Source organism: Vibrio sp. 1069, from assembly GCF_033340555.1.
In genome coordinates, this window is the sequence record NZ_JAWOWP010000001.1 from 679,384 (window position 1) to 705,461 (window position 26,078).

At 42.0% G+C, this 26,078-nt stretch carries 19 protein-coding genes; 3 read left to right on the forward strand and 16 right to left on the reverse strand.

Annotated elements, in window-relative coordinates; translation table 11 throughout:
• Positions 1 to 652 precede the first annotated feature (652 nt).
• On the forward strand, positions 653 to 1,228 hold the full coding sequence (locus R7040_RS02985; protein WP_064353938.1) for a hypothetical protein: 576 nt from the start codon (positions 653 to 655) through the stop codon (positions 1,226 to 1,228).
• 420 nt (positions 1,229 to 1,648) lie between these two features.
• Here the strand turns inward: R7040_RS02985 and R7040_RS02990 are convergent, their stop codons facing one another.
• The 3 genes from R7040_RS02990 to matP form a co-directional block, all read right to left on the reverse strand.
• Positions 1,649 to 1,972: a hypothetical protein gene (locus R7040_RS02990; RefSeq protein WP_054574161.1), complete on the reverse strand. Its 324-nt coding sequence runs from the start codon at positions 1,970 to 1,972 to the stop codon at positions 1,649 to 1,651.
• 114 nt (positions 1,973 to 2,086) lie between these two features.
• Complete coding sequence (locus tag R7040_RS02995; RefSeq protein WP_258470656.1) at positions 2,087 to 2,398, reverse strand: DUF3634 family protein; 312 nt, start codon at positions 2,396 to 2,398, stop codon at positions 2,087 to 2,089.
• A 15-nt stretch (positions 2,399 to 2,413) separates the two neighbouring features.
• Positions 2,414 to 2,863 carry a macrodomain Ter protein MatP gene (gene matP, locus R7040_RS03000; RefSeq protein WP_005396497.1) on the reverse strand — a complete coding sequence of 150 codons (450 nt, stop codon included), beginning with the start codon at positions 2,861 to 2,863 and terminating at the stop codon, positions 2,414 to 2,416.
• 210 nt (positions 2,864 to 3,073) lie between these two features.
• Between matP and R7040_RS03005 the strand changes: the two genes are divergently transcribed.
• Together R7040_RS03005 and fabA are read left to right on the forward strand one after the other, a co-directional pair.
• Positions 3,074 to 4,714 carry an AAA family ATPase gene (locus R7040_RS03005; protein WP_171346171.1) on the forward strand — a complete coding sequence of 547 codons (1,641 nt, stop codon included), beginning with the start codon at positions 3,074 to 3,076 and terminating at the stop codon, positions 4,712 to 4,714.
• A 70-nt stretch (positions 4,715 to 4,784) separates the two neighbouring features.
• Positions 4,785 to 5,303 carry a bifunctional 3-hydroxydecanoyl-ACP dehydratase/trans-2-decenoyl-ACP isomerase gene (gene fabA / locus R7040_RS03010; RefSeq protein ID WP_005390081.1) on the forward strand — a complete coding sequence of 173 codons (519 nt, stop codon included), beginning with the start codon at positions 4,785 to 4,787 and terminating at the stop codon, positions 5,301 to 5,303.
• A gap of 140 nt (positions 5,304 to 5,443) precedes the next feature.
• Here fabA and rmf read toward each other — a convergent pair whose 3' ends face one another.
• From rmf to proQ, 13 genes are all read right to left on the reverse strand, one after another.
• Positions 5,444 to 5,617 carry a ribosome modulation factor gene (rmf, locus tag R7040_RS03015; RefSeq protein WP_005377453.1) on the reverse strand — a complete coding sequence of 58 codons (174 nt, stop codon included), beginning with the start codon at positions 5,615 to 5,617 and terminating at the stop codon, positions 5,444 to 5,446.
• 180 nt (positions 5,618 to 5,797) lie between these two features.
• Positions 5,798 to 7,531 (reverse strand): DUF3466 family protein, encoded by a 1,734-nt coding sequence (locus R7040_RS03020; protein WP_262600608.1) that lies wholly within the window; start codon positions 7,529 to 7,531, stop codon positions 5,798 to 5,800.
• A 7-nt stretch (positions 7,532 to 7,538) separates the two neighbouring features.
• Positions 7,539 to 9,458 (reverse strand): ABC transporter ATP-binding protein, encoded by a 1,920-nt coding sequence (locus R7040_RS03025; RefSeq protein WP_005377449.1) that lies wholly within the window; start codon positions 9,456 to 9,458, stop codon positions 7,539 to 7,541.
• Positions 9,436 to 9,678: a glutaredoxin family protein gene (locus R7040_RS03030; protein WP_017821808.1), complete on the reverse strand. Its 243-nt coding sequence runs from the start codon at positions 9,676 to 9,678 to the stop codon at positions 9,436 to 9,438. Before R7040_RS03030 ends, R7040_RS03025 begins: the two co-directional genes overlap by 23 nt.
• A gap of 21 nt (positions 9,679 to 9,699) precedes the next feature.
• A complete protein-coding gene (rlmKL, locus tag R7040_RS03035; RefSeq protein ID WP_017634283.1) occupies positions 9,700 to 11,820 on the reverse strand; it encodes a bifunctional 23S rRNA (guanine(2069)-N(7))-methyltransferase RlmK/23S rRNA (guanine(2445)-N(2))-methyltransferase RlmL in 2,121 nt (706 codons plus the stop codon).
• A 486-nt stretch (positions 11,821 to 12,306) separates the two neighbouring features.
• Positions 12,307 to 12,849, reverse strand: coding sequence for a cell division protein ZapC (locus R7040_RS03040; protein ID WP_017634282.1), 543 nt, complete (start codon positions 12,847 to 12,849; stop codon positions 12,307 to 12,309).
• Positions 12,850 to 13,017: 168 nt separating this feature from the next.
• On the reverse strand, positions 13,018 to 14,028 hold the full coding sequence (gene pyrD / locus R7040_RS03045) for a quinone-dependent dihydroorotate dehydrogenase (RefSeq protein WP_017634281.1): 1,011 nt from the start codon (positions 14,026 to 14,028) through the stop codon (positions 13,018 to 13,020).
• A gap of 311 nt (positions 14,029 to 14,339) precedes the next feature.
• The gene (locus R7040_RS03050; RefSeq protein WP_318081214.1) at positions 14,340 to 19,181 is read right to left on the reverse strand and encodes an NAD-glutamate dehydrogenase; all 4,842 of its coding nucleotides are present in this window, start codon (positions 19,179 to 19,181) and stop codon (positions 14,340 to 14,342) included.
• 201 nt (positions 19,182 to 19,382) lie between these two features.
• Positions 19,383 to 19,601 (reverse strand): DUF2835 domain-containing protein, encoded by a 219-nt coding sequence (locus tag R7040_RS03055; protein WP_005377440.1) that lies wholly within the window; start codon positions 19,599 to 19,601, stop codon positions 19,383 to 19,385.
• 65 nt (positions 19,602 to 19,666) lie between these two features.
• Positions 19,667 to 22,273 (reverse strand): aminopeptidase N, encoded by a 2,607-nt coding sequence (gene pepN / locus R7040_RS03060; protein ID WP_186584240.1) that lies wholly within the window; start codon positions 22,271 to 22,273, stop codon positions 19,667 to 19,669.
• Between the two features lie 226 nt (positions 22,274 to 22,499).
• Complete coding sequence (locus R7040_RS03065) at positions 22,500 to 23,165, reverse strand: hypothetical protein (protein ID WP_062730582.1); 666 nt, start codon at positions 23,163 to 23,165, stop codon at positions 22,500 to 22,502.
• A 195-nt stretch (positions 23,166 to 23,360) separates the two neighbouring features.
• Positions 23,361 to 25,367 (reverse strand): carboxy terminal-processing peptidase, encoded by a 2,007-nt coding sequence (prc, locus tag R7040_RS03070; protein ID WP_062730581.1) that lies wholly within the window; start codon positions 25,365 to 25,367, stop codon positions 23,361 to 23,363.
• 17 nt (positions 25,368 to 25,384) lie between these two features.
• A complete protein-coding gene (proQ, locus tag R7040_RS03075; protein WP_005377435.1) occupies positions 25,385 to 26,011 on the reverse strand; it encodes an RNA chaperone ProQ in 627 nt (208 codons plus the stop codon).
• Positions 26,012 to 26,078 lie beyond the last annotated feature (67 nt).

The window sequence follows — 26,078 nt, forward strand, 5'->3', positions numbered from 1 at the left end:
GCAAAAAGGCGTTAATATAGATCTTAACAATCGATAGATTATTAAGATCTATATTAAGTATTTTATGGTAAATAACCATTATGTTTAATACTTACAGTAAGGCCCTTAAATTTAAAATCTGCAGGGGAATAGGAGCATACTCAGACAGCATTTAGCGTACAGCAATATTTAATTTAACATAATATACATAATGCGCACTAATAGTGTAAGCCCAAAGCGATAATGTCCTAGTATTTCCAAGTGAATCTGTCCTATGTTTGCTTGGAGGTATCTAGGAAGTTAGTTACGATGAACTACCATGAATTGCAACGTTTCTCCAGTATCCAAGGTGTGTTAAACAATAAGTTAAAGTGCCGAGAAGCCACATCCATTCTTGGAATAAGCTACCGGCACTTGTCTCGCATACTTTATGCCGTAGCAGAACCTCATCCTAGCCCAAATCACGCAGCACATCAGATTGTGATGAGAAACGGTAAGGTAACTGCGATGATTGATGCAAAATTACAAATGTTAGAATTAGGCATAGTGAGAATGTATTTAAGTCCACACTGCTGAACTGCTTAACTGCTTAACTGCTGAAAAAGCAAATACAAGATAGTTCTCATCCTGAGAAAATTCTGGAGAAGAAAGATGCTAACTGGAAACCTACTGTATGACTGTATACAAATTAAAAAGTAAACCTCGAGAATTTAAGGTCTTAGAGCATGACCCTTATAAGCGAGCTCTCGATTCAGATGACTTTAAGTTGTTAAGACGACTTCGAAGAGCCCCTGTTGATTCAACCAGCTTGAGAGATGTTTGGGTAAATGAATATGCAACATTTACTCAACACTTTAAATCTGCTGAAGCAATCCCAGACATATCTAAATGGAGAACATTTCTTGTCTTGAGAGAAAATGCATATCAGGTAGTACGAGATGTAATTGATTCTGACGGTGAGTTCTTACCGATTACAATCGATGATGAAAGTTTTACCGTGTTCAACGTGATGTCCTTTGGAGAAGAAGACAAGCAGAAAATCAAATTTGAAGACATTGACGGAGAACAAGGATTATTAGAGAAACTGGCATTTATAGAAAGCGATCTTTCAAATAAATATGTCTTTAAATCAAAAGGTGAAGGTTGTACGTCAATTTATTGTGATGACAAACTCATATCGTTATGTGAAGAGCACAATTTAAAGGGACTTTCGTTCGATACAAATCTACTCGATGTATTTGAAGATTAATTCATCAGAATTTTTGTATTAGTTCAGACTAGATCTGAGACTCCAATTTGAAAAGAAGAGAGTTACCCACTTTGATTAAAGGTGCTTAATCACTAATCAAAGACAATAATTTGTGGTTATGCTTACGAAGCAAATCAAATCTCTTATTGAAAATTGATGCGCGCTTAGTCCTCGACTTACTGGCGTGTTCTTCTGTAAGCACCTGAATCAATCTATGTATGGTGATGATGGCCAACTCACTGAATTTGCCATTCAATGGCATCACGATTACTAACTTAAGCACTACCAAACAAAAAAGCCTTTCATACTCGCCTCGTACAACAGCAAAAATCAGCTAAACGCTCTAATCGCTCCGCAACGAAATCTGCCAAAAATCACGAGCTCAGTTCACTCGCTCTTAATCAAGGCGTTCTGAAACATTTATAAGCCTGTGGTTATATGGAGGCGAATGTACTTTTCGGGATATTTGTAACGATAGCGTTTTCCTTTCTTCAAGTTGGACTTAACGTACCTACACACTTTTTGGTCACCACTACTGGTTACTCTTTTTATTACTGCGTTTTTACTTTTGTGCTCCATTTCTATCATGACGTCACAATAACCTTGATAGCCATCAAACTTATTGTCTACTTTCTTTTGAAGCTTAGTCTTAATCTTTTTAGCCAACAGGTTCGTTTCTGAATCGTCAGCAAAAACTGAATTACTTGCAAAGATCAATATCATTAAAGTTACAACGTATCTCATCGTTTTGGTCCGTTTATGTTGTTGATTGTTCAATGATAAGTAATTTTTCTGTAGATACGAAAATGGGACGCCACATTGCGTCCCATTTAACATGATGAAGTAACTGATATGTAATTAAGCGCGCTTCTTGCCTTTGTTTGCTTTGAAGCCCTGGTGCGGAAAAACGTTACGAATCCTCTGTTGAACTTTTTTGGGAATGCCTTTGGAAAAGCTTAAGCGCATTCCTGTTCGTTGGCTATACACCTTCATTTCACCAGTAAACGGGTTATACTCACTAATATCCTGTAAGTTGTGTTTGAAAGAAGGAGGTAGATGCCCTTTTACGTTACTAATATGGCCATTATCGAACTTTACTTTTAACACCGGCCTATCGACTGCGATCAACCAAAAGATCACGATGGCTGCAATTAAGATTACATATAACATTTGGCACTCCCTATCCTAGCTAGATAGCAATTTACTCAAATCCTCTTTAATTGAGGTAACTTTTTGACTCGCTTTTTCACTTCTCGACGCTTCGGAAAGCAAATATTCAATTGCGTCAGATAACGTACAACCAAGTTCATTCGCTCTACTAGAAAGCTTTTCCCAAACTCGGTAATCTAAATCAATGGATTTCTTCTTTGTATGGACTTGCTCTGCATTGAAGTGACGTTTCCGTTTCGCTCGGATAGCCTGCTTGAGTTTATTATCTAACTCTTCTGACATGTGGTTTTCTATCCAAGCCAAGACAAGTGTAGGCTCGTGTTCAAGGCGTTTTAGTTCTGCGACCGCTGCATCTGCTTCGCTTGTATCAATATGTCGGGTAATCGCTTCACCATCTTTCCATTTTTTGATGAGATACTTCCATTTCCACCCACATTCTAGATTCTCAAGCTGCTGATATTTCATTTGTTCCGACCCATAAACATAACCTAGTGACAGCGTAACCCAGATGGTTTACTTGGGCAAATAAAACTCTTAGAAGTATCGATGTTGATCACTCATTTGTCTAAGTATTGTTCATTGAGAATTGAATGCCATGAGCAAACCAAATTGGTGCTAGGGTGTTATAGTCCGTTTCGTTATAATGTCGGCAAGATTGAATTACGATGAATTTTAATGAACCAACTTAATTGGCAAGACGTAACACCTTCACTTGAGCAGTACGAAGCACTTTTAAAGTCTGCACCTTCGTTACCAAAGAAGTCTTTTACTGAGCTCCAACCGAGAATGTCGGCAACGATATCTCGTTTTTCAAAAATTTCTGGATTGACGCGAGTACTACTCATTAACTGCGTAGATAATTCTGTCTATAGAGAGTTCATCAGTAAAGCTCTTCAGAGCCAGTCTAACGCTGCGATTGTTTTGTCGGAATCACTTGATGCCAAACGCTTATTTGACCGTTACAGTGTCGATTTAAGTGGTGATATTGCCTTCCAACCTGGCTTAATTTCACAGGCAGATAGCGGTTACTTAATTGTACCGGCTAATCTAATTTTGGCTAACCCAGGACTTTGGCCAAATATAAAGTCTGCAATTCAACAAAACCTTATCGAGCCACTGAACCTAAGCCCTACTCGTTTACCTACTTCAGTACCGCAAGCTAAAGCTTATGATGTAAAACTGATTGTAACAGGAGAAAGAAGTCAGTTAGCAGAGCTAGAATACATCGATGACGACTTCTGTTCTGGCTTTGCCATGTATACGGAAGTTGAAGAAGATATTCATCTGTCAGAGCAGAATTTGACAGATTACTTTGGTTTAGTGAACTGGATTTGTTCTCAATATCAACTGCCTCACTTAACTGAATGTGGTTTTAGAAGATTGTTGCTGGCCGGTATGAGATTTACTGAAGACCAACATTATCTGCCTTTAGGAGTAATGTGGCACTCTCAACTTCTAACGCTTGCCAGCCAGTTCAGTGATGGCCACGCATTAGATTACAAGTCGTTAGATAAAGCGATTGACGACAAGTATTACCGAGAATCTTACCTTCCTCAGCGTGCCGTGTACGATATTTTAGATGGACAAGTCATCATTGAGACAACTGGGGAACAAGTTGGTCAAATCAATGGCCTAACCGTTATTGATATGGCTGGGCACCCTGTCAGCTATGGTGAGCCTGCACGAATATCTTGTGTAATTCATTTTGGTGATGGCGATGTTTCCGATGTTGAGCGCAAAGCTGAGCTTGGAGGCAATCTACATGCAAAAGGCATGATGATCATGCAAGCTTTCTTGAGCTCTGCTCTGAAACTGGATGAACCACTGCCTTACTCTGCCTCCATCGTATTTGAACAGTCTTATAGTGAAGTTGATGGTGACAGCGCATCTCTTGCAGAACTTTGTTGCTTGGTGAGTGCTTTATCTGAATCTCCAATTAATCAACAAGTTGCTGTTACAGGAGCTGTTGATCAGTTTGGTCGAGTGCAAGCCGTCGGTGGCTTGAACGAAAAAATTGAAGGCTTTTATCAGGTTTGTAAACATCAAGGTTTTACAGGAAATCAAGGTGTTGTGATGCCAAAATCAAACCTTAAACACCTTGCATTACATAAAGATGTAATAGAAAGCATTAAAAATGGTGAGTTCCATATTTGGTCCGTTTCTACCGTAGATGAAGCTATTCCGATTGTAATGAATAAACCTTTTAGAGGTGAAGACGATAGCATTATTGGCAAAATAGCGGAACGTATTGAAAACTTTGAAAGACATGAGCATCCAGAAGGAATTGTGCAGCGCATCAAAAACTGGTTTGTCTAGTACTGATCGGAGTTGTTTAGCGTACACGTGTTCACTAAGATGCAGCTATCAAAAATTGGAGTAATTGATAATGCAAAACAAACGTGATTCTTATAACCGTGACGATCTACTTGCTTCTAGCCAAGGCGAACTGTTTGGGCCTGGTTACCCTCAGCTTCCTGCGCCAAACATGCTAATGATGGATCGTGTTACTAAAATGTCTGAGACTGAAGGCGATTTTGGTAAAGGTTTGATCTTGGCGGAATTGGATATTACTCCAGATTTGTGGTTCTTTGACTGCCACTTCCCTGGCGACCCTGTAATGCCGGGTTGTCTTGGCCTTGATGCGATGTGGCAACTTGTTGGTTTCTTCCTTGGCTGGGTTGGTGGCAAAGGAAAAGGTCGTGCTCTGGGTGTTGGCGAAGTGAAGTTTACAGGTCAGATCCTACCAACAGCGAAAAAAGTGACGTACGAAATCCACATGAAACGCGTTGTAAACCGTAAGCTTGTGATGGGTTTGGCTGACGGTCGTGTATGTGTGGACGGCAAAGAAATCTACGTAGCAAAAGATTTGAAAGTTGGCTTGTTCCAAGATACTTCAAGCTTCTAATCACGATTTTAATCGATTTATTAAGGCTCCTATTTAGGAGCCTTTTTGTTATCGAGTGTTAACCTACTTCCCTATGTCCCTATAATGTAGAAAAGGCTCCGTAGAGCCCTTTCGAATCCTTCTTTTTGTATGTGGAGAGTTTATTTGTAGAGACCAGATTGTCTTTCATCTCTGGCATCACGCCAACCACCTAACCAATACGACCGAGCATCAACTTGTTGATATGGGCAAGCCTCTTGAGACCTTCCATTCAACCCAGCTTTGTAGCCTTGAGATTGAGCTCGTTCTAGGCGATCACGCTTTTGTCTCTTCATAGTTAATTCCTCATACAGGTCCATTTACTAACGTACAGCTGTTATTGTGAAACTTTGATGGAGTTTTTATGACTCCACTTATAAGAATCGATCAAAGTAGGCAATTTCTCAAGGCATAAAAAAGCAGAGACTCAAATGTGTGAGCCTCTGCTTGATTTAAAAATTACTGACGATTTTTAACTATTTTCTACGGAACCCAAACAATCCAAGCATGGTCAAAGCTAACCAACCAAGGCCTGCACCTTGACGCTCTGTCGTCGTTGAGTCAATGCTTCGAGATACGATGTCGTCCTTAGTTGCGTCAGCAATAGGTACTAGTTTGACTGCTACAATTTGCTCTTCAGAGCTACATGTCGCATTGTTTGCTGTTGTGCTATAACCACCTGCACATTTCATAGCAGTACCAGAGATCACACCTGCATCATTGATATCAGTTGCGTCGATAATACGGAACTGATTGTTTTGTTCAGAGTAATCACCGCCATTAGTCAAACTGTCTAGGAACCAAGCTTTTCCATTAAACAATGTTGCAGCACGTTCACTAGTCTCGCCACCTAGGCTATATGGATAGATAAAACCGCGCTTACGACGTGGCTTGCCATCGTCTTCACGAGTCGTTTCCGCATCAAGTTGCCCGACGATTTCATTGTAAGAGTTGATACCGCCCATCTTACCACCCGCACCGCTAAAGAAAATGCCAGTAGTTGGGTAAAAAGCGCCAATAGAATCCTTACGAACATCATCTACGATAAAGAGACGATTCGGAGCAGAGCCCGTTGGCATTAAGTATCCGCCCGAACGTTTCGCTTCACCAATAGCAACAAAATTAGAGTTAACGTCGGTTAAGCGTGAGTTTGTATGAACCGTATCATCACCTTCGCGCTGTCTAGCTCCTACAACAACTTTATTTTTCCAAGTTGCGTTTTCAACGCTACCTTCGGCTTCTAGAGTTCCGACAAAAACAGTCGCATTCAGGTAGTTATCATCACTGTAAGTGTTGTAACCTACGCCATAGACCGTTGTTCCATCAGTGACAAGGTCACGCATGCTCCCTTGAGCTAACCTTTCTCCATCTTTAGATGTGCCACTAGGCCAAGCCAATTCACTGACGGTTCCGCTTTGATCCCAAATCGCTGCTTTTGATGTGTGGTGAGATCCATTGGTATTGCTTGCTGTTCGAGAAACACTGCCAACAGTAAAAATGCCGTCTGTGCTCCAAGCATGGCTTTGCACAACACTTGCGTCACTATCGCCAGTAAGAATATTTGGCTCTACTGGTGCAACTACGGTATTTCGTGTTTCTAATGTAGAAGTATTTTCTGTGCTAACTTTACTCTGATTACCGACAGCTGCACCACCCTCGGTAAGCTGGTTGATAACATTGTTATATTCATTTTTATAAGCAGTAGAATCTTCTTCTATGAACGCTAACGCATTAGAAGTAAAGTCTTTACTACGTTCTTTATTCCATGGCGTCCAGTTTACTGAAGCCCAAGAGTCACAGGTGGAATAACGAAGCTGGTTGTAACAGTAACGCTCAAAGTCTTTGAGTTCTTGGATGTAATAAAAGCCAGCGTCTAATCCGAATGGGATTTCTTCACGATAGCTGTTCCCATCCACGGCTTGTGTCGCTGAAATCGGTGTAGTGCGAGTTTCCATTGCAAGTTTAAACTGCTCTGGCGTGCAGTTTGCTGCTGCATCAAAGCAGCCTAAAGCGAAAGGTGAACCTGTTGAAGGATCTGTACCTGCATCGCCCTGTTGAATTGCAACCCCGTAAGCCGTTTGGTAGTCACCGTTTGAACCATGATCCTGAGGTGAAACCTCAACAACTTGATACAATGCCGCCTGTGCGTTCATTGTGGTACCAACCATCATTGCAATGGCGGTCAATTTGAATTTATTACTACAATTCATTGAATTCTTAACTATCCTGTTGCATTGCTTCGAGTTCTTCCCATCTCTCGAATGCGATTTCCAACTCCTGCTCTAGTGCAGCAAGCTGTTCCAATACCGGCTGAGTTTGCTCTACAGGTTTAGCAAAGAACTCTGGATCGTTCACTTGCTCCTGAAGGCTCTCGATATCCGACTCTAATTGTTCAAGTTTAGCTGGTAGAGCCTCTAATTCTCTTTGCAGCTTATACGATAACTTCTTCGAATTGTTCTTAGGTTGCGTAGTTTTGGGAGTTTCCTCAACCACTTTCTCTTTCTTCGTTGGTTTTTCAACCTGACTGCGCGAAGCAAGAACTTGGTCACGCTGCTGTTTAGCATCATGATAACCACCAACGAACTCTTCGATTATACCGTTACCCTCAAAAATCCAGCTGGTTGTTACTGTGTTGTCTACGAACTCACGGTCGTGACTCACTAACAATAATGTACCCTGATAATTGGCAAGCATTTCTTCTAAAAGTTCCAACGTTTCGATATCCAAATCGTTAGTTGGTTCATCAAGAATAAGTAAGTTGTTTGGTTTCAACAAGATACGGGCTAGCAATAATCGGTTTTTCTCACCACCAGAAAGTGCCTTAACCGGGGTTCTGGCGCGCTTAGGTGCAAATAAGAAGTCTTGAAGATAACTCAGCGCATGACGCTGACGTCCCCCAACCATTACTTCTTGTTTCCCATCCGCTAAGTTATCGATCACTGTCTTTTCTGGATCCAAAATCTCTCGGTACTGATCAAAGTACGCGACTTCTAATTTTGTTCCGCAGTGTAAACGACCAGACTGCGCTTCCAATTGCCCTAGTAGCAATTTAAGTACCGTACTCTTACCGCAGCCATTTGGTCCGATAAGTGCAATACGGTCACCACGCATGATGTTAAAGCTAAAGTCGTCGACAATTGTCTTGCCTTCGTAAGCAAAAGATACATTTTCTGCTTCAAATACAATCTTACCTGAACGAGAAGCATCATCGATGTTTAGGTTAACTTTACCTTGAACTTCACGACGGTCACGACGCTCTTCACGAAGTTTTTTAAGGGCTCGAACACGGCCTTCATTACGAGTACGACGTGCTTTAATGCCTTGACGAATCCACACTTCTTCCTGAGCTAGTTTCTTATCGAACTCAGCATTTTGCATTTCTTCGACGCGAAGCATTTCTTCTTTGTCATTCAAATACTGTTCGTAATTACCAGGGAAAGAAGCTAATTGACCGCGATCTAAGTCAACGATGCGTGTCGCCATCGACTTGATGAATGCACGGTCGTGAGAAATAAAGATGATCGAGCCTTTGAAGTCTTTTAAGAAGTTCTCTAACCATTCGATCGTTGTCACATCGAGATGGTTTGTTGGTTCATCAAGAAGCAATACATCAGGATCACAAACCAGCGCACGAGCTAAAGCAGCTTTACGTTGCCAGCCACCGGATAGATCGGTCAGTTTGGTTTCTGGGCTTAGTTTTAAAGCGCCAAGTACGTTCTTAACACGGTCATCAAAGCGCCAAGCGTTAGAATGATCAAGTTGCTCTTGAACTTTCGCCAAACGGTTAATGTTCTTCTCACTTGGGTCTTGAGCAACAAGATCGAGAAGATCGTGATAGATCTTCAATTGTTCGCCGATTTCAGCCAAACCGCCAGATACGTATTCGTAAACCGTACCCTCTTGATTGCGCGGTGGATCTTGTTCAAGCCGAGAAACTACTACGTCTTGAGTTATTTGAATCTTGCCATCATCCAACAAAATGTCGCCGGCAAGCACTTTCATTAACGTGGACTTACCTGCTCCGTTACGACCAACTAAACAAACGCGTTCGTTTTCTTGAAGAGCGAACTCCGCTTTGTCTAGCAATGGGTGGTCACCAAATGCAAGTTGTGCGTTATGAATGGTAAGTAATGCCATTATTATCCAACCAATGTGTGAGTTGTTCTAAGTCAAACGGCCAGTTCAACTCAGAATCTTGATATTTTAATACGGGTATTGTGACGCCGTAACGAGAAAATAGTACATCATCGAACGCAATATCAATGATATCTGTTTGCTCGGCCAAACCGACTTGGTCTACTAGAGCAAATGCCATCTCACAAAGATGGCATCCCTCCGTGCTATACAATATCAGCACGTATTAATCCTTTTGTTTATACTACGCGTGCGTTACTAGCCAACAGTTATGAATCTGTTTATTACGCGAAAAATCTAATGGTAACGTTTGAGAAGAAATATTCTGAGCCTTCAAACCCAATTCAGCGAGTGATTCTTCATCCATCTTGAAGTGACGTTTGTTATTTGAAAATACGATTGTGCCTTCACTTCTCAGTAAACGTTTGAGGTTCTTCATTAGCTTAATGTGGTCACGTTGTACATCGAATGATGTTTCCATACGCTTAGAGTTAGAGAACGTAGGTGGGTCAATAAAGATCAAGTCGTACTCACCTTTTGCGTTTTCTAGCCATTGCAAACAGTCCGCTTGTTCATATTTATGTTGGCGCCCTACACAGCCATTAAGCTGCATATTGTCTTTCGCCCAGTTCAAGTAGGTGTTTGACATATCGACAGTTGTAGTGGAACGCGCACCACCAACTGCAGCGTGCACCGTTGCACTACCAGTGTAAGCAAACAAGTTAAGGAAATCTTTACCCTGTGCCATTTCGCCAAGACGACGACGAGTGATCTTATGATCCAAGAACAGGCCTGTGTCTAGGTAGTCATGAAGGTTCACGATCAGCTTCACACCGTACTCGTTTACTTCGAGCGTCTCTGATACCTGACCTAATTTTTGGTACTGGCTTCGACCTTTCTGCTTCTCACGAACTTTCAGTACAACTTTGTTCGCTTCGACACCTGTCACCTGAATCGTCGCACGGATAATGTCCGTTAGACGACGCTTGGCTTTTTCTTCAGGGATGTTCTTAGGTGCTGCGTACTCTTGAATCACAATTTGATCGCCGTACACGTCGATCGCTACGTTATATTCTGGAAGGTCTGCATCGTAGATACGGTAGCAGTCTAGTTTCTCTTTACGCGCCCACTTGCCAATCTTGCCAATGTTTTTCTTCAAACGGTTTGAGAAGTCTGGTGCGATTTGAACGTTAGTATCTGCACCTTTAACTTCATCAGCGCTGCGCTCGGCAATGCTGTAGTTCTTTTGGTGACACGGTAACGCACCATTGTTCAATTTAAACTGTTTATCAGCGCGCATACGAAGGCAACTCAAGAGCTCGTCTGAGCTAGAGAAGATAGATGCTTTACATCCGCCAAACTCAGATTTTAGCTGTCCACCGAATGCGGTATAGAGCGCAATCAGCCCCGGCTCAGTTCCTAGACGCTCACCGTAAGGTGGGTTTGAAACGATAACACCGTGTTCAAATCCTGCGGGACGAGTAATAGTTGCAGCATCACCTTGCGCAAACTCAATCAACTCTTCAACACCTGCTCTGCGGGCGTTTTCTTGAGCAACTTTTAATACTTTGGGGTCGTTATCGAATCCAAAAAACTTAGCGTCAACTTTCTTGACACCTCGTCTAGCTTGAACATTAGCCTCTGATTTAATCTCAGCCCAGGTCTCCGGTTCAAAATCTTCCAAAACTTCGAAGCCCCATTGTTTGCGCTTAACGCCAGGTGCCATGTTGGCTGCCATCATCGCCGCTTCAATAAGCAAAGTACCAGAACCACACATTGGATCGAGTAATGGTTGATGCCCATCCCAGCCACAACGCATGATAATCGCAGAAGCAAGCGTTTCACGTAATGGCGCACGACCCGATTCTGGTCGATAACCACGCTGATGAAGACCACTACCTACCATGTCTACCCCAAGCAACGCTTTATCTTTATGCAAACGAACGTGAATACGAATATCTGGGCGTTCTTTGCTGATATTAGGACGTGGCAAGCCTTTATTCTCAAAGCAATCTACGATGCCATCTTTGACCTTCATAGCTCCGTATTGGCTATTTCTAATCTCACGGTTTGTGCCGTTAAAGTCCACAACAAAGCGTTTAGAGCTATGAAATTGGTTAACCCAGTTAATAGTGGAAGTGGATAGATACAAGTCCATGTCGTTGTTACACGTGAACTCAGATAAAACACGTACAAATCGAGACGCTAAACGGCTCCACAAACAACAGCGATAAACCTGTTCGTTTGTCGCTTTAAATTTTACGCCTGCCTGTACTGGTTTCGCATTTTCAATGCCTAGTTTAGTCAGTTCTTCAACAAGCAAATTTTCCATGCCATTTGAAGTTACCGCGAGATATTGATTCATAGTGTTCTTTCGCTGATAAAAAATGGCTTCAATTATACCTGACTTTACGATCAATGCCTCGTTTTTAAAGGTATTTTCCCACCCGTTAGTTCAAATCATCACCACTCAAATGATCTAAAACTTTCAACATCTTTAGTTTGAATGTTTTTCATTCATGAACGTATTTTGTTTCCTTTAGAAGAAGTGAATACTTATTTACATGCATTTTGGTATATACCAGTCGGGATTGGTTGATGTAAGTTACTTACAAATACCCTTTATAGGGGAATAAATAGGGTTGTTTTAGGCGCTAGGTTGCCTAATTAAAGGAGTAATCAAATTGAAATAAGTAAAATAAAAGTGACCAGCTTCATGTTTGCATGCATAGAAAACAAACAGTTTCATGGTCTTTCGGATTGGAGTGTCTGAGGAAAGGACAAAAAAAATCGACCCAATAAGGTCGATTAAGGCAAACAAAGGAACGAAATAAAGAAAAATTAAACCGCTTTAACCCACCATTGCCATAGGGGTCATTGCAAAGAGGTGGTTTGCACAAGCCATGCGATCATGCATTACTTTAATCGGCTGCCCAAATTGAAGCGCCTTATTGCCATCAAGAACAAAGGCTTCTTGGTTAACATAAGCACATAAGCTCGATGTTTCGCCTGGTTCTAGAACGATGAACATACCATCAGAATATTGATTTGTGAGAAAGACCATGTCCCCTTCTTGAGGTTCATAATCAGAGGTCTGTGCATCGAAGAACCAGCTCTTAGGCTGTACAGGTTTATGAAAACGCTTTGCAGCAACACAATACAGTGTTAATTCAGCTTGGCGATATTCACTGATATCGAGACAGCGAATGCGCTCATTAAACGTTTGAAATGCGCTGGCGTCATCAACGGTAAATTCACTGTTTGAGAAGGCACAGTTAACCAACAATTTTCGGGATAGATTGGTTTGGAAAATCATTTCCTCCCCCAGATCCAGCATTAAGCAAGCTTTTTGCTCGTCAAAATACCAATTCCATTTGTCGCTGGGTTTAAGCATTATTCCGTTCTCTCTTGACTAGTTAAATCAGTGGTAAAGAGGTAAGACGCTTAATTACCTACTCGTGATTTTTAAATTCTACAAACGAACGGATAAAAAAAAAGAGGAAACAAAGTCCTCTTTTTTATGTAACAGGTACTGATTTTTCAGTAGTTTTTGATGTATATGTTAAAGATTTTTAACAATATCACGTACGAGACCTGGGCCGTGGTAAATAAAGCCAGTGTAGACTTGAACAAGTTTAGCGCCTGCCATGATCTTTTCTTTGGCTGCAACATAGGAATCTACACCACCAACACCGATAATTGGAAGTTTGTCTCCAAGCTCTTCATGAAGCTTACGTACGACCTCCGTAGAGCGTGATTGCACAGGGCGACCACTCAAGCCACCTGCCTCATTGGCGTGTTTCATCCCTTCTACGATCGTGCGATCCAAAGTTGTGTTAGTCGCGATCACACCATCTATATTGTTTTTCAATAAAGAATCGCAAATTTGGCAGATTTCATCGTCACTTAAATCTGGCGCAATCTTTAATGCTAACGGGACGTACTTGTTGTACTTCTCTGATAACTCCGCTTGTTTCGCCTTTAATTCGGAAAGCAGTTCATCAAGCGCTTCACCATATTGAAGTGAACGAAGGCCTGGAGTGTTTGGCGATGAGATGTTTACTGCAATATAGCCAGCATACTCATACACTTTTTCCATACAAATCAGGTAGTCCTCTGCCCCTTTCTCAATTGGCGTATCTTTATTTTTACCGATATTAATTCCGAGAACACAATTGAATTTTGCTCGTTTAACATTCTCGATCAAATTATCAACGCCTAGGTTATTAAAGCCCATGCGGTTGATGATCCCTTCTGCTTCCACTAAACGGAATAAGCGTGGTTTATCATTACCTGGTTGTGGTCGTGGCGTTACAGTGCCGACTTCGACAAAGCCAAAGCCCATGGCATCAAATGCTTCAATACATTCGCCGTTTTTATCTAAACCAGCCGCAAGACCAACAGGGTTACGGAATGTTAGACCCATACACTCAACTGGACGAGTTGGTAACTGTTGGCGGTAAAAGAGATCAAGTGGTGTGCCGTTAAAGCGTTGGAAGTTCTTGATTGCAAGATCATGTGCCTTCTCGGCATCGAGTTGGAAAAAGCCAGTTCTGGCTAGACGGTAAAGCATTGTGCCTCCGAAAGAAAAAAGCCCCGTATAAACGGGACAATATTATTTACCGTTTTTCATCGTAATTCAATGAAAATGAACGTAATAAGTAAAAACCTATATCTTTATAAGATTTTCAAATATAAAACAAACAATTACAATCAAGTTTCTGCTATAAAAATCGTAACTAACCGCTTAAAAGCAATCGATTTCACTCTGTTTTAATTTCAACTCAATGTGACAATGTAACTATTTTCGTTCCAAATGTGAATAATAGATAATAAAAAGCCCCGTTAAATAACGAGGCTTTTACTTATGACTTGATTATTCCACTACTCTTTCGATGAGCAGTTGAGGTTTAAAAGTACTAGCTCTCGAAGTGCTACAGAGAACTTAGCAAATTCGTGTACTGAGCCAACTTTGAACTCGTTTAAGATACTCTCCCAGCGGTTCAACGATTGCTCGTTAGTTTCAATCCAATCTTCTAACGCAGCCATCACGTCAAGCTCTTCGGTTGAGCAGCCACAAGTCAGTACCTGAGCGGTAAGTTGACGTTGTTGCCAGTCCAGATCTTCACGGAATGCAGCTCTTGCAAGTGCTTGCCAGTTGTTATCAACGGCTTGGCTATTAATTTGCTTCAAGAACCAATGCAACGATAAACGGTCACCCAAGTTAAAGTAGAGTTTCGATGCTTGCTCAACCGTTTTACCTGTTTCACTTGCTACTGATGAAATATCCAGTGCAGATTGTAAGCTTGATAAGCGGGCAACTTGGTGAGCGAGTTTCTCTTCAACCCCTTTCTCTATCCAACCTTGAGCCAACTCATTGTGTTCTTCAACTTCAGACTCAACTAACATAGTGTCTAGGGTTTCAGTGATAACATTGACATCTTGCTTGTAGATAGCAATCAACTCACCGACCGTGCATTTGCCGCTACGGTTACGAAGCAACCAGCGCGCAATTCGACGCAGTGCTCGGCGCACGTAAAACATAATTTCGTATTGAGCTTGCGCTGTCGCAACGTTATCAAGTTTGCGAGTTTGTTTGAGGATTGCTTCTAAATCAAAGATTTCTCTAGCCGCACTGTAAGCATTGGCAATATCGACAACACTTGCACCAGTTTCTTCTTGCAAACGAGTAACGAAGTTACAGCCCATTTCATTAACCATCTGGTTAGCCAATGCTGTAGCGATAATTTCAGCTCGCAGTGGGTGATTAACCATTTGATCTTTATAGTTACGTCGTAACGCACTTGGGAAATATTCAACAAGTTGTTTTGCATGGAATTCATCATTTGCGATTTCATCCGTAACAAGTTGCTGTTTAAGTACCATTTTACCGTAGGCAACTAACACTGATAGCTCAGGGCGAGTCAGACCTAGTCCCTGTTTTTCACGCTCGATTAGCGTTTCATCATCAGGAATGTATTCGAGAGCACGGTCCAAGTACCCTGCTTTCTCCATAGTGTGGATGAATCGAATTTGCTCCTTAACAATGCCAACACCTTGCTGTTCAGTAACAGAGATCGACTCCGACTGACGGTAAGCATCATCCAAGACAATTTCACCCACTTCGTCTTCCATAGACTCTAGAATTTGGTTACGTTGCTTAACCGTAAGATCGCCATTTGAAACCAGTCCATTGAGGAAGATCTTGATGTTGACTTCATTATCCGAACAGTCAACGCCACCTACGTTATCAACGAAGTCCGTGTTCACTCGACCGCCAGTTAGTGCGTATTCGATACGACCAAGCTGAGTCATACCCAAGTTACCACCTTCGCCAACCACTTTGGCTCTTAAGTCACGGCCGTCAATGCGCAGCATGTCGTTAGCACGGTCACCAACATCTGTATGAGTTTCTGTCGATGATTTAACGTAAGTGCCGATACCACCGTTCCAAAGAAGATCGACTTTCATTTTCAAGATCATCTTTATCAGATCGTTAGGCGCTAAAGATGCTTTCTTCGTACCTAACATTTTCTGAATTTCTGGCGTCAACTGGATCGATTTTGATCGACGAGAGAAGATGCCACCACCTTGAGAGATCAAGTCTTTGTTGTAATCTTCCCAGCTTGATCTTGGCAAATTAAACAAGCGGTTACGCTCTTCCCAGCTGCTGGCTGAATCTGGATTTGGATCAATAAAGATGTGCATGTGGTTAAACGCAGCTTGCAATCGAATATGCTTCGATAACAGCATACCGTTACCGAACACGTCACCTGCCATATCACCTACACCGATTGCAGTAAAATCAGTGGTCTGACAGTTGATGCCCATTTCACGGAAGTGACGTTTAACAGATTCCCAACCACCTTTTGCGGTGATTCCCATTGCTTTGTGATCGTAACCGTTTGAACCACCTGAAGCGAATGCGTCACCTAGCCAGAAGTTGTATTCTGCAGAAACAGAGTTTGCCAAATCTGAGAAGGTTGCTGTGCCTTTATCGGCAGCCACTACTAGATATGGGTCATCTTCATCGTGACGAACAACGTTTTGTGGTGGTACCACCTCTCCTTCAATGATGTTATCTGACACATCTAGCAGTGCACGGATAAAGCGTTTGTAACAACGCTGACCTTCCGCAAAAATTTCATCACGAGTGGTGAGAGATGGCTGGCGTTTACAAACGAAGCCGCCTTTTGCACCCACTGGTACAATTACAGTGTTCTTAACCTGTTGCGCTTTTACTAAGCCAAGAATCTCCGTACGGAAGTCTTCTTGACGATCTGACCAACGCAAACCACCACGAGCCACTTTTCCACCACGAAGGTGAACACCTTCAATATCTGGTGCGTAAACAAAGATCTCGAATGCAGGTACAGGCTGCGGAATCTCAGGAATATCGCTTGGCTTCATTTTCAAAGATAACCAAGGCTTAGGCTGCTTATTCTCGTCTACTTGGTAGTAGTTGGTACGAAGCGTCGCCATGATCATTTCAATATAACGACGAATAATACGATCATCATCCAAGCTCTCTACACGATCCAACTGCTCTGTTAGCTTTTTAATTAGATCGTTTTGGCCTTTCTCGCTGCCTTTGTGTTTCGGATCAAATCGCTTGGTGAACAGCTTGACTAGACCTGTCGCTAAGTCTGGGTAGTGGCTTAGCGTGTCTTCGATGTACTGCTGACTGAATGGGAAGCCGACTTGGCGCATGTATCGTGCGTAAGCGCGAAGAATGGAAATCTCACGGCCAGATAAAGACGCACCTAATAACAATCGGTTGAAACCATCACTTTCAAGATTACCCGCCCAAATGGCAGCAAATGCTTGTTGGAAACGATCACGAGCTTCACGAAGGTCAACGGTTTTCTCGCTCTTATGCAGCATAGAGAAGTCAAGGATCCAGAAAGTCTGACCGTTGTTTTTCTCGATCTCATATGGCGATTCGCCAATCACACGCAAACCAAGGTTTTCCAACATCGGCATTACGTCAGAAAGGTGAATTGGTTCATCGCGATGATATAACTTTAAGCGGACAGCTTTGGAATCTGCTCCCTCTTCTTGAGGTCGGTAGAACAACATACCAAGTTTATTATCATCACTTAACGCTTCTAAGCGCTCGATATCTGCAACCGCAGAACCTGGCATCATGTCCTCTTTGTATGAGCGAGGGAACGCACTCATATATTCTTTTGAAAGAGGAAGGCCTTTGCTTTCACCAAAGTTAGCAATGATGGATTCTTTTAGTCTGTCATCCCAAGAGGTAGAAACTTCCATTAGATTTTGCTCGATCTTTTTCACGTCTACGTCAATGTTGTTATTGTCTACACGAACAATGTAATGTGTTCTCGCTAGTGGGCTTTCTGAGAAGTACGTTGTAAATTCAACCTCTTGCTCGCAACCAAAGTACTGCTTAAGAATGCGTTGAGTTTGACGACGCAATTCTGTGTTGTAACGATCTTTAGTGACATAAACCATGCAACTGAAGAAACGACCAAATGGGTCTTTACGAACAAACAAACGCAGCAAGTCACGATCTTGCATTTGTACAACACCCATTCCCACCTCAAGCAGCTCTTCTTCATTAGCTTGAAGCAACTCGTCGCGTGGGTAGTTTTCTAAGATATTGTGCAATGCTTTGTATGAGTATGATCCGTGACGGTATCCACTTGCTTCAAGGATACGGTCAACTTTTTCACGGATCAAAGGAATACTTTGTACCGCTTGGTTGTAAACGGCGGAGGTATATAAACCAGTAAAGCGATGCTCACCTATTACTTTACCGTTTTCATCAAACTTCTTAATACCGATGTAATCAGTATAAGCTGGACGGTGGATACGAGATGCTTTGTTACCTTTGGTGATGATCAGAGCGTATGGTTTTTTCGCTTCTAATCGCGCTGAATCTGATAATTCAGAGAGCTTGACGCTACGCACGCGCTTGTCATCAGCAAACAGACCTAGTCCTTTTTCTTTAGCAGGAACAAGTTCGGTATCACCATTGACCTCTTTTAAGTCATAATCTTTATAACCCATAAAGGTAAAGTTATGATCTTCTAGCCAACGAAGAAATGCGATCGTTTCATCCATACGATCAGTTTGGATAGAAACACGATCTTTATTTTTCTCAAGTTCATCAGTAACAAACTTAAGCTTATCAACCATCTGCTTCCAGTCATCAACGACTAAGCGAGTATCAGATAGAATTCTTAACAGCTCTTCTTTAAGCGCTTGCATCTCGTCTTTACTAGTAAGGCGGTCTACCTCTATGTGGAAAAGTGATTGAAGAACACCACCCTCACCGTTTACGTCTGTAACTTGGCCTTTTTTATCACGCTGAATCTGTGTTGGGTTATTCAACATTAGGTGACAAACAAGATCCAAACGTGCTAAAGCCATTTTGACTGAGTCCACTAAGAATGGACTATCTGGAACAACAATTTCTACGATTGTGTGTGTGGATTGCCAGCCTTGACGACTTACGGTCGGGTTAAATACTCGAACCGAAATCTCTTCTGGTTTTTTTTCATTGATATGGTGCCAAAGGCTAACGACAGCACCATAAAGGTCGGATTCGTTTCGCTGAATTAGATCATCATCAGCAATGTTACTGAATAAGTGTTGAGCAAGTTTAGTTACAAGCGTTTGGTGAGAAAGCTCGAGTTTGTCTTGAATCAGTTGGTAAACCTTTTCAAGCAGAACCGGCACTACATTTTCACGCGCGGTCATATTCACACTCCACATTAGAATTGTTGTTTTGTAGGGGGACTTAGTAGCTAGGTTGTTACCTTAGAAACTAAGCATAGGTAATGCATGTGCCCATTGTAAAAGCATAATTACAAATGTTTAACAACTAATCGTAGTGGTAAGAGGTGAAATGTCCGATTCTGTGACTAAGATTCCTATTTAACTCTCTGCAAATACAATACATCACAGAGTTTCTAACTTAAGAAACTTATTATTTTGGTCAGTTGTTAGTCTAAACTGGCCTCTAACGCCCAATTGACTAAGAAATGGTCTAAATCTCGCGGCGGGTAACTGCAAACGCAAACCGTTGTGTGTGACAACTTGAACAACACTTGCCGCACCAGAATAATGAGATAAAAACGTTTGATATGAAATGTTGAGATTGAAGTAGTAATAGTTCATGAAGTGAAAACTAAGTGACATAAACAAATAAGGTGGTCTAAATGACCACCCTATTGTGTTGTTTACTATTCGTCTAGTGCTTTAGTCACTTTTTCGAATAGATCTTTAGCAAGATTATCCATTGCTTTGAGCTTTTCAAGTTCTGCACGAATCATTGCTTGGCGAGCTTCATCGTATTTACGGAACTTAAGCAAAGGATCAATCATTCGAGAAGCTACTTGTGGGTTCGAATCATTTAGTTGGCGAAGAATTTCACCGGCAAACTGGTAACCTACACCGGATTTATCATGGAAACGTACAGGGTTCGCACTTAAGAACGAGCCAATTAAGCTGCGCGTACGGTTCGGATTTTTCAAACTAAATGCTTCGTGGTTCATGGTTGCTTTTACTTTTTCAAGAGCATCCTCTGCAGGATTGCTACCTTGAAGTGCAAACCACTTATCCATAACCAAACCATCGTGCTTCCATTTATCGCTATAATCAGCCATAAGTGCTTCACGACACTCGAGCTGAGCGTTATTTGCAGCACTCATCGCAGCAATCGTATCTGTCATGTTATTTGCAGATGCGTACTGCGCGTTGACTAAATCATTACCTTTTTCCGTATGTGCTAGGTACTGAAGGCAACGGTTACGTAAAGCACGCTTACCAATAGCAGCATGGTCGATCGTATACTCTGTTTGCTTAAGCGTGTGATAAGTTGCACTTAGCTCATCTTCTAACTCTTTAGAAAGTGACACTGTAATGCTGTTTAGCACTTTGTCTACGGCATCGATATCAATTTGCTGGTACCAACCAGTAATCTCATTGATTGAAGGCATAGAGAAAACTTGAGCAATGAAAGCTGGCTCAAGCGTTTCATCCAACAGCACACCGCGGAAAGCATCTATCACACCTTCAGAAAGCGATACTTCTTGTCCAGCTTGAACGTTTTTCACATTCTGACGAATGTATTTAGCCAATAGCATTTGGCTAGCGTCCCATCGAGCAAAATCGTTCGTTGCGTGCTTCATCAAGAAGACTAACTCGTCATCGCTGTAATCGTATTCTAATTTGACTGGTGCCGAGAATTCACGCAACAAAGATGGCACTGGCTGTTCTTCGACATTTTCAAATACGAACGTTTGCTTATCTTGTTTAATATCCAGCACGTTATGAACAGATTCACCGTTAATTACCAGTGGGATAACTCGACCTTTCGAATCATACAACTCGATATCGAACGGAATATGCAGCGCTTGTTTTTCTGCTTGGTCTTGCGTCGGCTCCGTAAATTGCTCTACCGTTAGTGCGTAAGTTTTTGCATCAGCGTTGTATTCGCTATTTACGCGTAGCGTTGGTGTACCCGATTGGCTGTACCACAAACGGAACTGTTTTAAATCAACACCGGTGGCATCTTCCATTGCAGAAACAAAGTCTTCACACGTCGCGGCGGTACCATCGTGACGTTCAAAATAAAGTTTCATTCCTTTTTGGAAGCCCTCTTCGCCAAGGAGTGTATGGTACATGCGAATAACTTCGCTGCCCTTTTCATACACCGTTAGCGTGTAGAAGTTATTCATCTCAATGACTTTGTCAGGACGAATCGGGTGAGACATTGGGCTTGCATCTTCCGCAAATTGAGGACCACGAATAATACGTACGTTATCAATACGGTTATCAGCACGAGAACCTAAGTCAGAAGAGAATTCTTGGTCACGGAATACGGTTAAGCCTTCTTTTAGACTTAGTTGGAACCAGTCACGACAAGTGACACGGTTGCCAGTCCAGTTGTGGAAGTACTCATGACCGATCACAGCTTCGATACCTAAATAGTCACGATCTGTCGCAGTTTGATCGTTCGCCAGAACATATTTTGAGTTAAAAATGTTCAAGCCTTTGTTTTCCATTGCACCCATGTTGAAGAAATCAACAGCAACGATCATATAAATATCCAGATCGTATTCCAGGCCAAAGCGTTCCTCATCCCACTTCATCGAGTTGATCAAAGATGTCATCGCATGACCTGCACGATCTAAGTTACCTTTATCAACAAAGATTTCTAAATCAACACTGCGACCTGACATCGTTGTATATTTGTCACGCAATACATCAAAGTCGCCTGCAACAAGGGCGAACAAGTAAGCTGGTTTTGGATGCGGATCCTGCCATTGAACCCAATGACGACCGTTCTCTGCATCACCTTCTGCAATTCGGTTACCATTGCTCAGCAAATATGGGTAAGCCGCTTTATCTGCGATCACTTTTGTTGTGTATTTTGCTAGAACATCCGGACGGTCTAGATAGTACGTGATACGGCGGAAGCCCTCAGCCTCACACTGAGTACAAAATGCGCCGCCTGATTTGTACAAACCTTCGAGTGCTGTATTCGCTTCAGGATCAATTTTGGTGACGATTTCAAGTTCAAACTCGGATGGAAGATCGGTCAGTACCAGCGATGACTCCTTCACCTCGTGATGAGCCCAATCCTCACCATTTACTTTTACAGCGCGTAGCTCAAGCCCTTCGCCATCGAGTTCTAGCGTTGTTGTATCGCCTTTTTGAGCAACTTTTGATACCGCCGTAACGATTGTGTCATTGTCATATAGATCAAAAGTAAGATCGATATCAGTAATCGCATGAGATGGCTCTTTATAATCTTTACGATATTTGGCCAGGGGAGCTTGAGACATGAGCATAAATCCTTGTATGTCGAACAACAAAAATACCAGACTGCATGATCAAAAATGCAGTTCTGGTATCACTATATAAGCTATATGTAGGGGTTGTGGTATCAGAATACAAGTCTTTCCATCAAAAAACGGAGCTTTTAGTGCTCTAGCTCCGTTTTTTGATTAACATTTAAACAACATTAATGACTTACCGTACGCACGCGTAATTTGGCGCATGTTAAAGGCATCATGGCGTAACTCTATTGAGTACGGCGTACATATCACCATTGGAATCTTCGATCGTTAGCTCATTCTTGTTGAGCTTATACGTGGTTCCATGCTCGCCATTTTCATACAACAGAACCAGAAACTCATCTTCTGTGTAAAACACACCTTGTTTGATGGACTCATCCCCTTCTTCGTTCGAAACCCTAAACATGAACACGAAATCAGGTTGAAGTATCAAATCCATCTGATTAATGTTGTTTGCCACAAGACCGTCGCCAGATACGTGAGAGCTAGACCAAATACCTGCAAGTGAATTGGATAATCCCTTAGTGAATGTTACACCATTAAGATCAAGCGTATTATGGTTGTTGCGATAGGCATAAATTTGAGGCTCGTCGGTGTTTAAACCAAGAACGATGGTGTCTTCATTTGCGTTATACAGCCCTTCCCAATGGTCAACGGAATAGTCTTTCTTTTGAATATCAATAGAAAAGCTGTAGTCCGAACCTAATGAGAGTTTGATCGCGCGAAAGTTTTCAGCCGACTCTTCGGGGTTTGGGTTCATTAAATACCAGTCTCCGATGAGAAACGGCGTGTCAAAGTGACTTAATTCATCTTCTCTGGTGTTTTCTCCACCAACCACACTAAAGCAGCAAAAGCTAAGTAAAATAAAGAACCACTTCATATCGGCATCCTTATCGTTTTCTTTTAGCTTAGCCAGTAGTCTTCACTTTCGCGAAATTTTAGATGTAGATCACGTAAATTATTGGGAAAAAATAAGCGAATGTCTTACTTGATACTCAATACAAACAAAGATGAAAAGACATAAAAAAAGAGTGAGCCTGAAAGACTCACTCTTTTTACTTTGAATTGCCAGTTATTATGACTGATTTTTCTGCTTGAGTAGATCAACCATAATCGCGACAGACTCATCTAAATAAACATCAGGCGCTTCATAATCTTTAGGTATATCATCCAATGTTTTGAATGCTTCCTTACCTAAAGCAGCTTGACGCTCATTGATGCGTTGTAAACGAAGTGCTTCCGCTTTATCCGATTCAGCTTTACGAACTTTTTCGTTCAAAGACAAAGTATTATCGTCTTTTTCTTTACGATATTTCTCGATGTCTTCATTGATAAAGCGGAACTCCATTTCATCAGAAATACGCTTGTTATGAAGAGCAGTAAGTTTTTCAACTAAGGCGTCGTTACTTGGAAACGTTTGATATTGTGCTTTATCAATCTGATCCCAAGGTAAAGCATTGTCTTCAACACTTTCACCTGTTTCAGAAGCCTCAATTGGCGTTGGGTACGAAATATCTGGTGCAACACCACGATTTTGCGTACTTCCACCGTCAATACGATAAAACTTCTGAATCGTGTACTGAACATAACCTAGCTCTTTATCGAAAAGATCGTAAATATGATTCAGTGAACGATGTTGCTGAACTGTACCTTTACCGAAAGAGTTTTCACCTAAGATGATTGCACGATTATAATCTTGCATTGCCGCTGCAAAAATTTCAGATGCTGAAGCACTGTAGCGGTTAATCAATACCGTCAATGGGCCATCATAACTCACTTTTCCATCGGTATCGGCATTCACCTTGATGCGGCCATAGCTGTCACGAACTTGAACTACAGGACCTTCTTTAATGAATAAACCTGTCAATGCCGTCGCTTCTGTTAGCGCACCACCACCATTGTTACGTAGATCAACGATTACGCCGTCAACGTTTTTGGTTTTCAACTCAGCTAGTAATTTATCGGTGTCTTTCGATAAGCCGACGTAGAAACTTGGTACTTCTAAAATACCAATCTTCTTACCGTCTTTTTCGATGATTTCTGACTTAACCGCACGATCTTCTAAGCGAACTTTGTCACGAACAATTGTGACAATGTAACTCTTCGCATCGTTACCTTCTGGCAAGATCTGTAGATTAACCTTTGTGCCTTTAGGGCCTTTGATTAACTGAACAACATCATCCAGACGCCAACCGATCACGTCGACAATTTCTTCACCGTCTTGTCCAACACCAGTGATTCGGTCCCCTTCACCAAGTTGCTTACTCTTTGATGCCGGACCGCCAACAACAAGTGAACGAATTACTGTGTAATCGTCTGTCATTTGCAAAACGGCGCCGATGCCTTCTAGAGAAAGGTTCATTTCCGATTGAAATTGCTCGGCATTACGTGGAGAAAGGTAGCTTGTATGAGGGTCAACCTGTCGCGCGAAGGCATTCATATACAACTGAAATGCGTCTTCATTGTTGGTCTGTGTGATGCGCTTCATCGCGTTGTTATAACGCTTCTCTAAAACTTCTTTAATCTCTGGCCACTCTTTGCCAGTCAGTTTCAGATTTAACGCGTCATATTTCACACGCTTGCGCCACAACTCGTTGAGCTCTGCTTCGTCTTTTGGCCATGCGGCCTCAGAGCGGTCTAACTCTATCTCGTCATCGGTATCAAACTTGATCTCTTCATCGAGTAGAGTTAACGCATAAGCAAAACGATCGAAACGCTTCTGCATTGAGAGGTTGTAAACATCAAAAGCAATTTGGTTGTTGCCCGATTTAAGCTGATCATCAAGCTCGACTGACCAATTTTTAAATGAATCGATGTCTGCTTGAGTGAAAATATTTCTATTGTAATCAAGCAACTCTACATAGCGTTCAAATATCGCTTTAGAGAAATCATCATTGAGGCTGAAGTGCTTATAATGAGAGCGGGTAAATCGCGAGGTGACTCGTTTGCTAGCTGTTTCATGCTGAACTTCAGGAGAAAGAACCGGCAGGTCATCTTTATGTAGTTTGGCTTCAAGAGCCTGAGCTGATGCTGCTAGCCATAAGCTAGCAGCAATCAGGGTCACTTTTGAACGGCAATTCATGCGTAGGAGTATCTCCTTTATGCGCGCAAGTGCTCCGCTTTCACAACCATTTGTAGGCCGTTAGCAAGTTGAACACGTACATCATCCTTATTGATTTCAACAATGGTCGCTGCCATGTTTCCTTTGCCCATGTTCACGTTAACTGCGTTACCTACTGTGATTTCATCAGCATTTAGAGCGCGCGTTTCTACAGGCTTAGTTGGTTTTTGTACTTTTGGTTTATTAGTACGACGAGGCTGTTGAGGCTTTTTAGCCGCAGGTTTCGCTTTCGCCTTACCCTCTTCACGAGCTTTTTGTGCTTGTTCTTTACGACGAGCCTGAACTTTCGCCTTGCTTTCTGCAAGTGTCGCTTTCGCGTGTTCAACGTGCTCTTCTTCTAGCTCACCACAAGGGTTGCCATCTAGGTCTACACGTACTGCACCTGGTTTTACACCGTGTAGGTAACGCCATGATGAAGTGTACTGTCTTAACGCTGCACGAAGCTGTGTTTTGCTTACTTTTTCGTCTTCATTTAGACGTTCCGCAAGATCTTGAAAAATACCAATTTTCAGAGGTTTTGCTTCACCTTCTAAAGTAAAGCACTTAGGGAAACATTCAGCAATATATGCAATAACTTCTTTGCTGTTTTTTAACTTTTCAGTCATGAGGGGTCCTGATTTGAGCGGATTTCCGCGAGCATTAAGAAAAAATATTCTCGTATTATAGTGACAT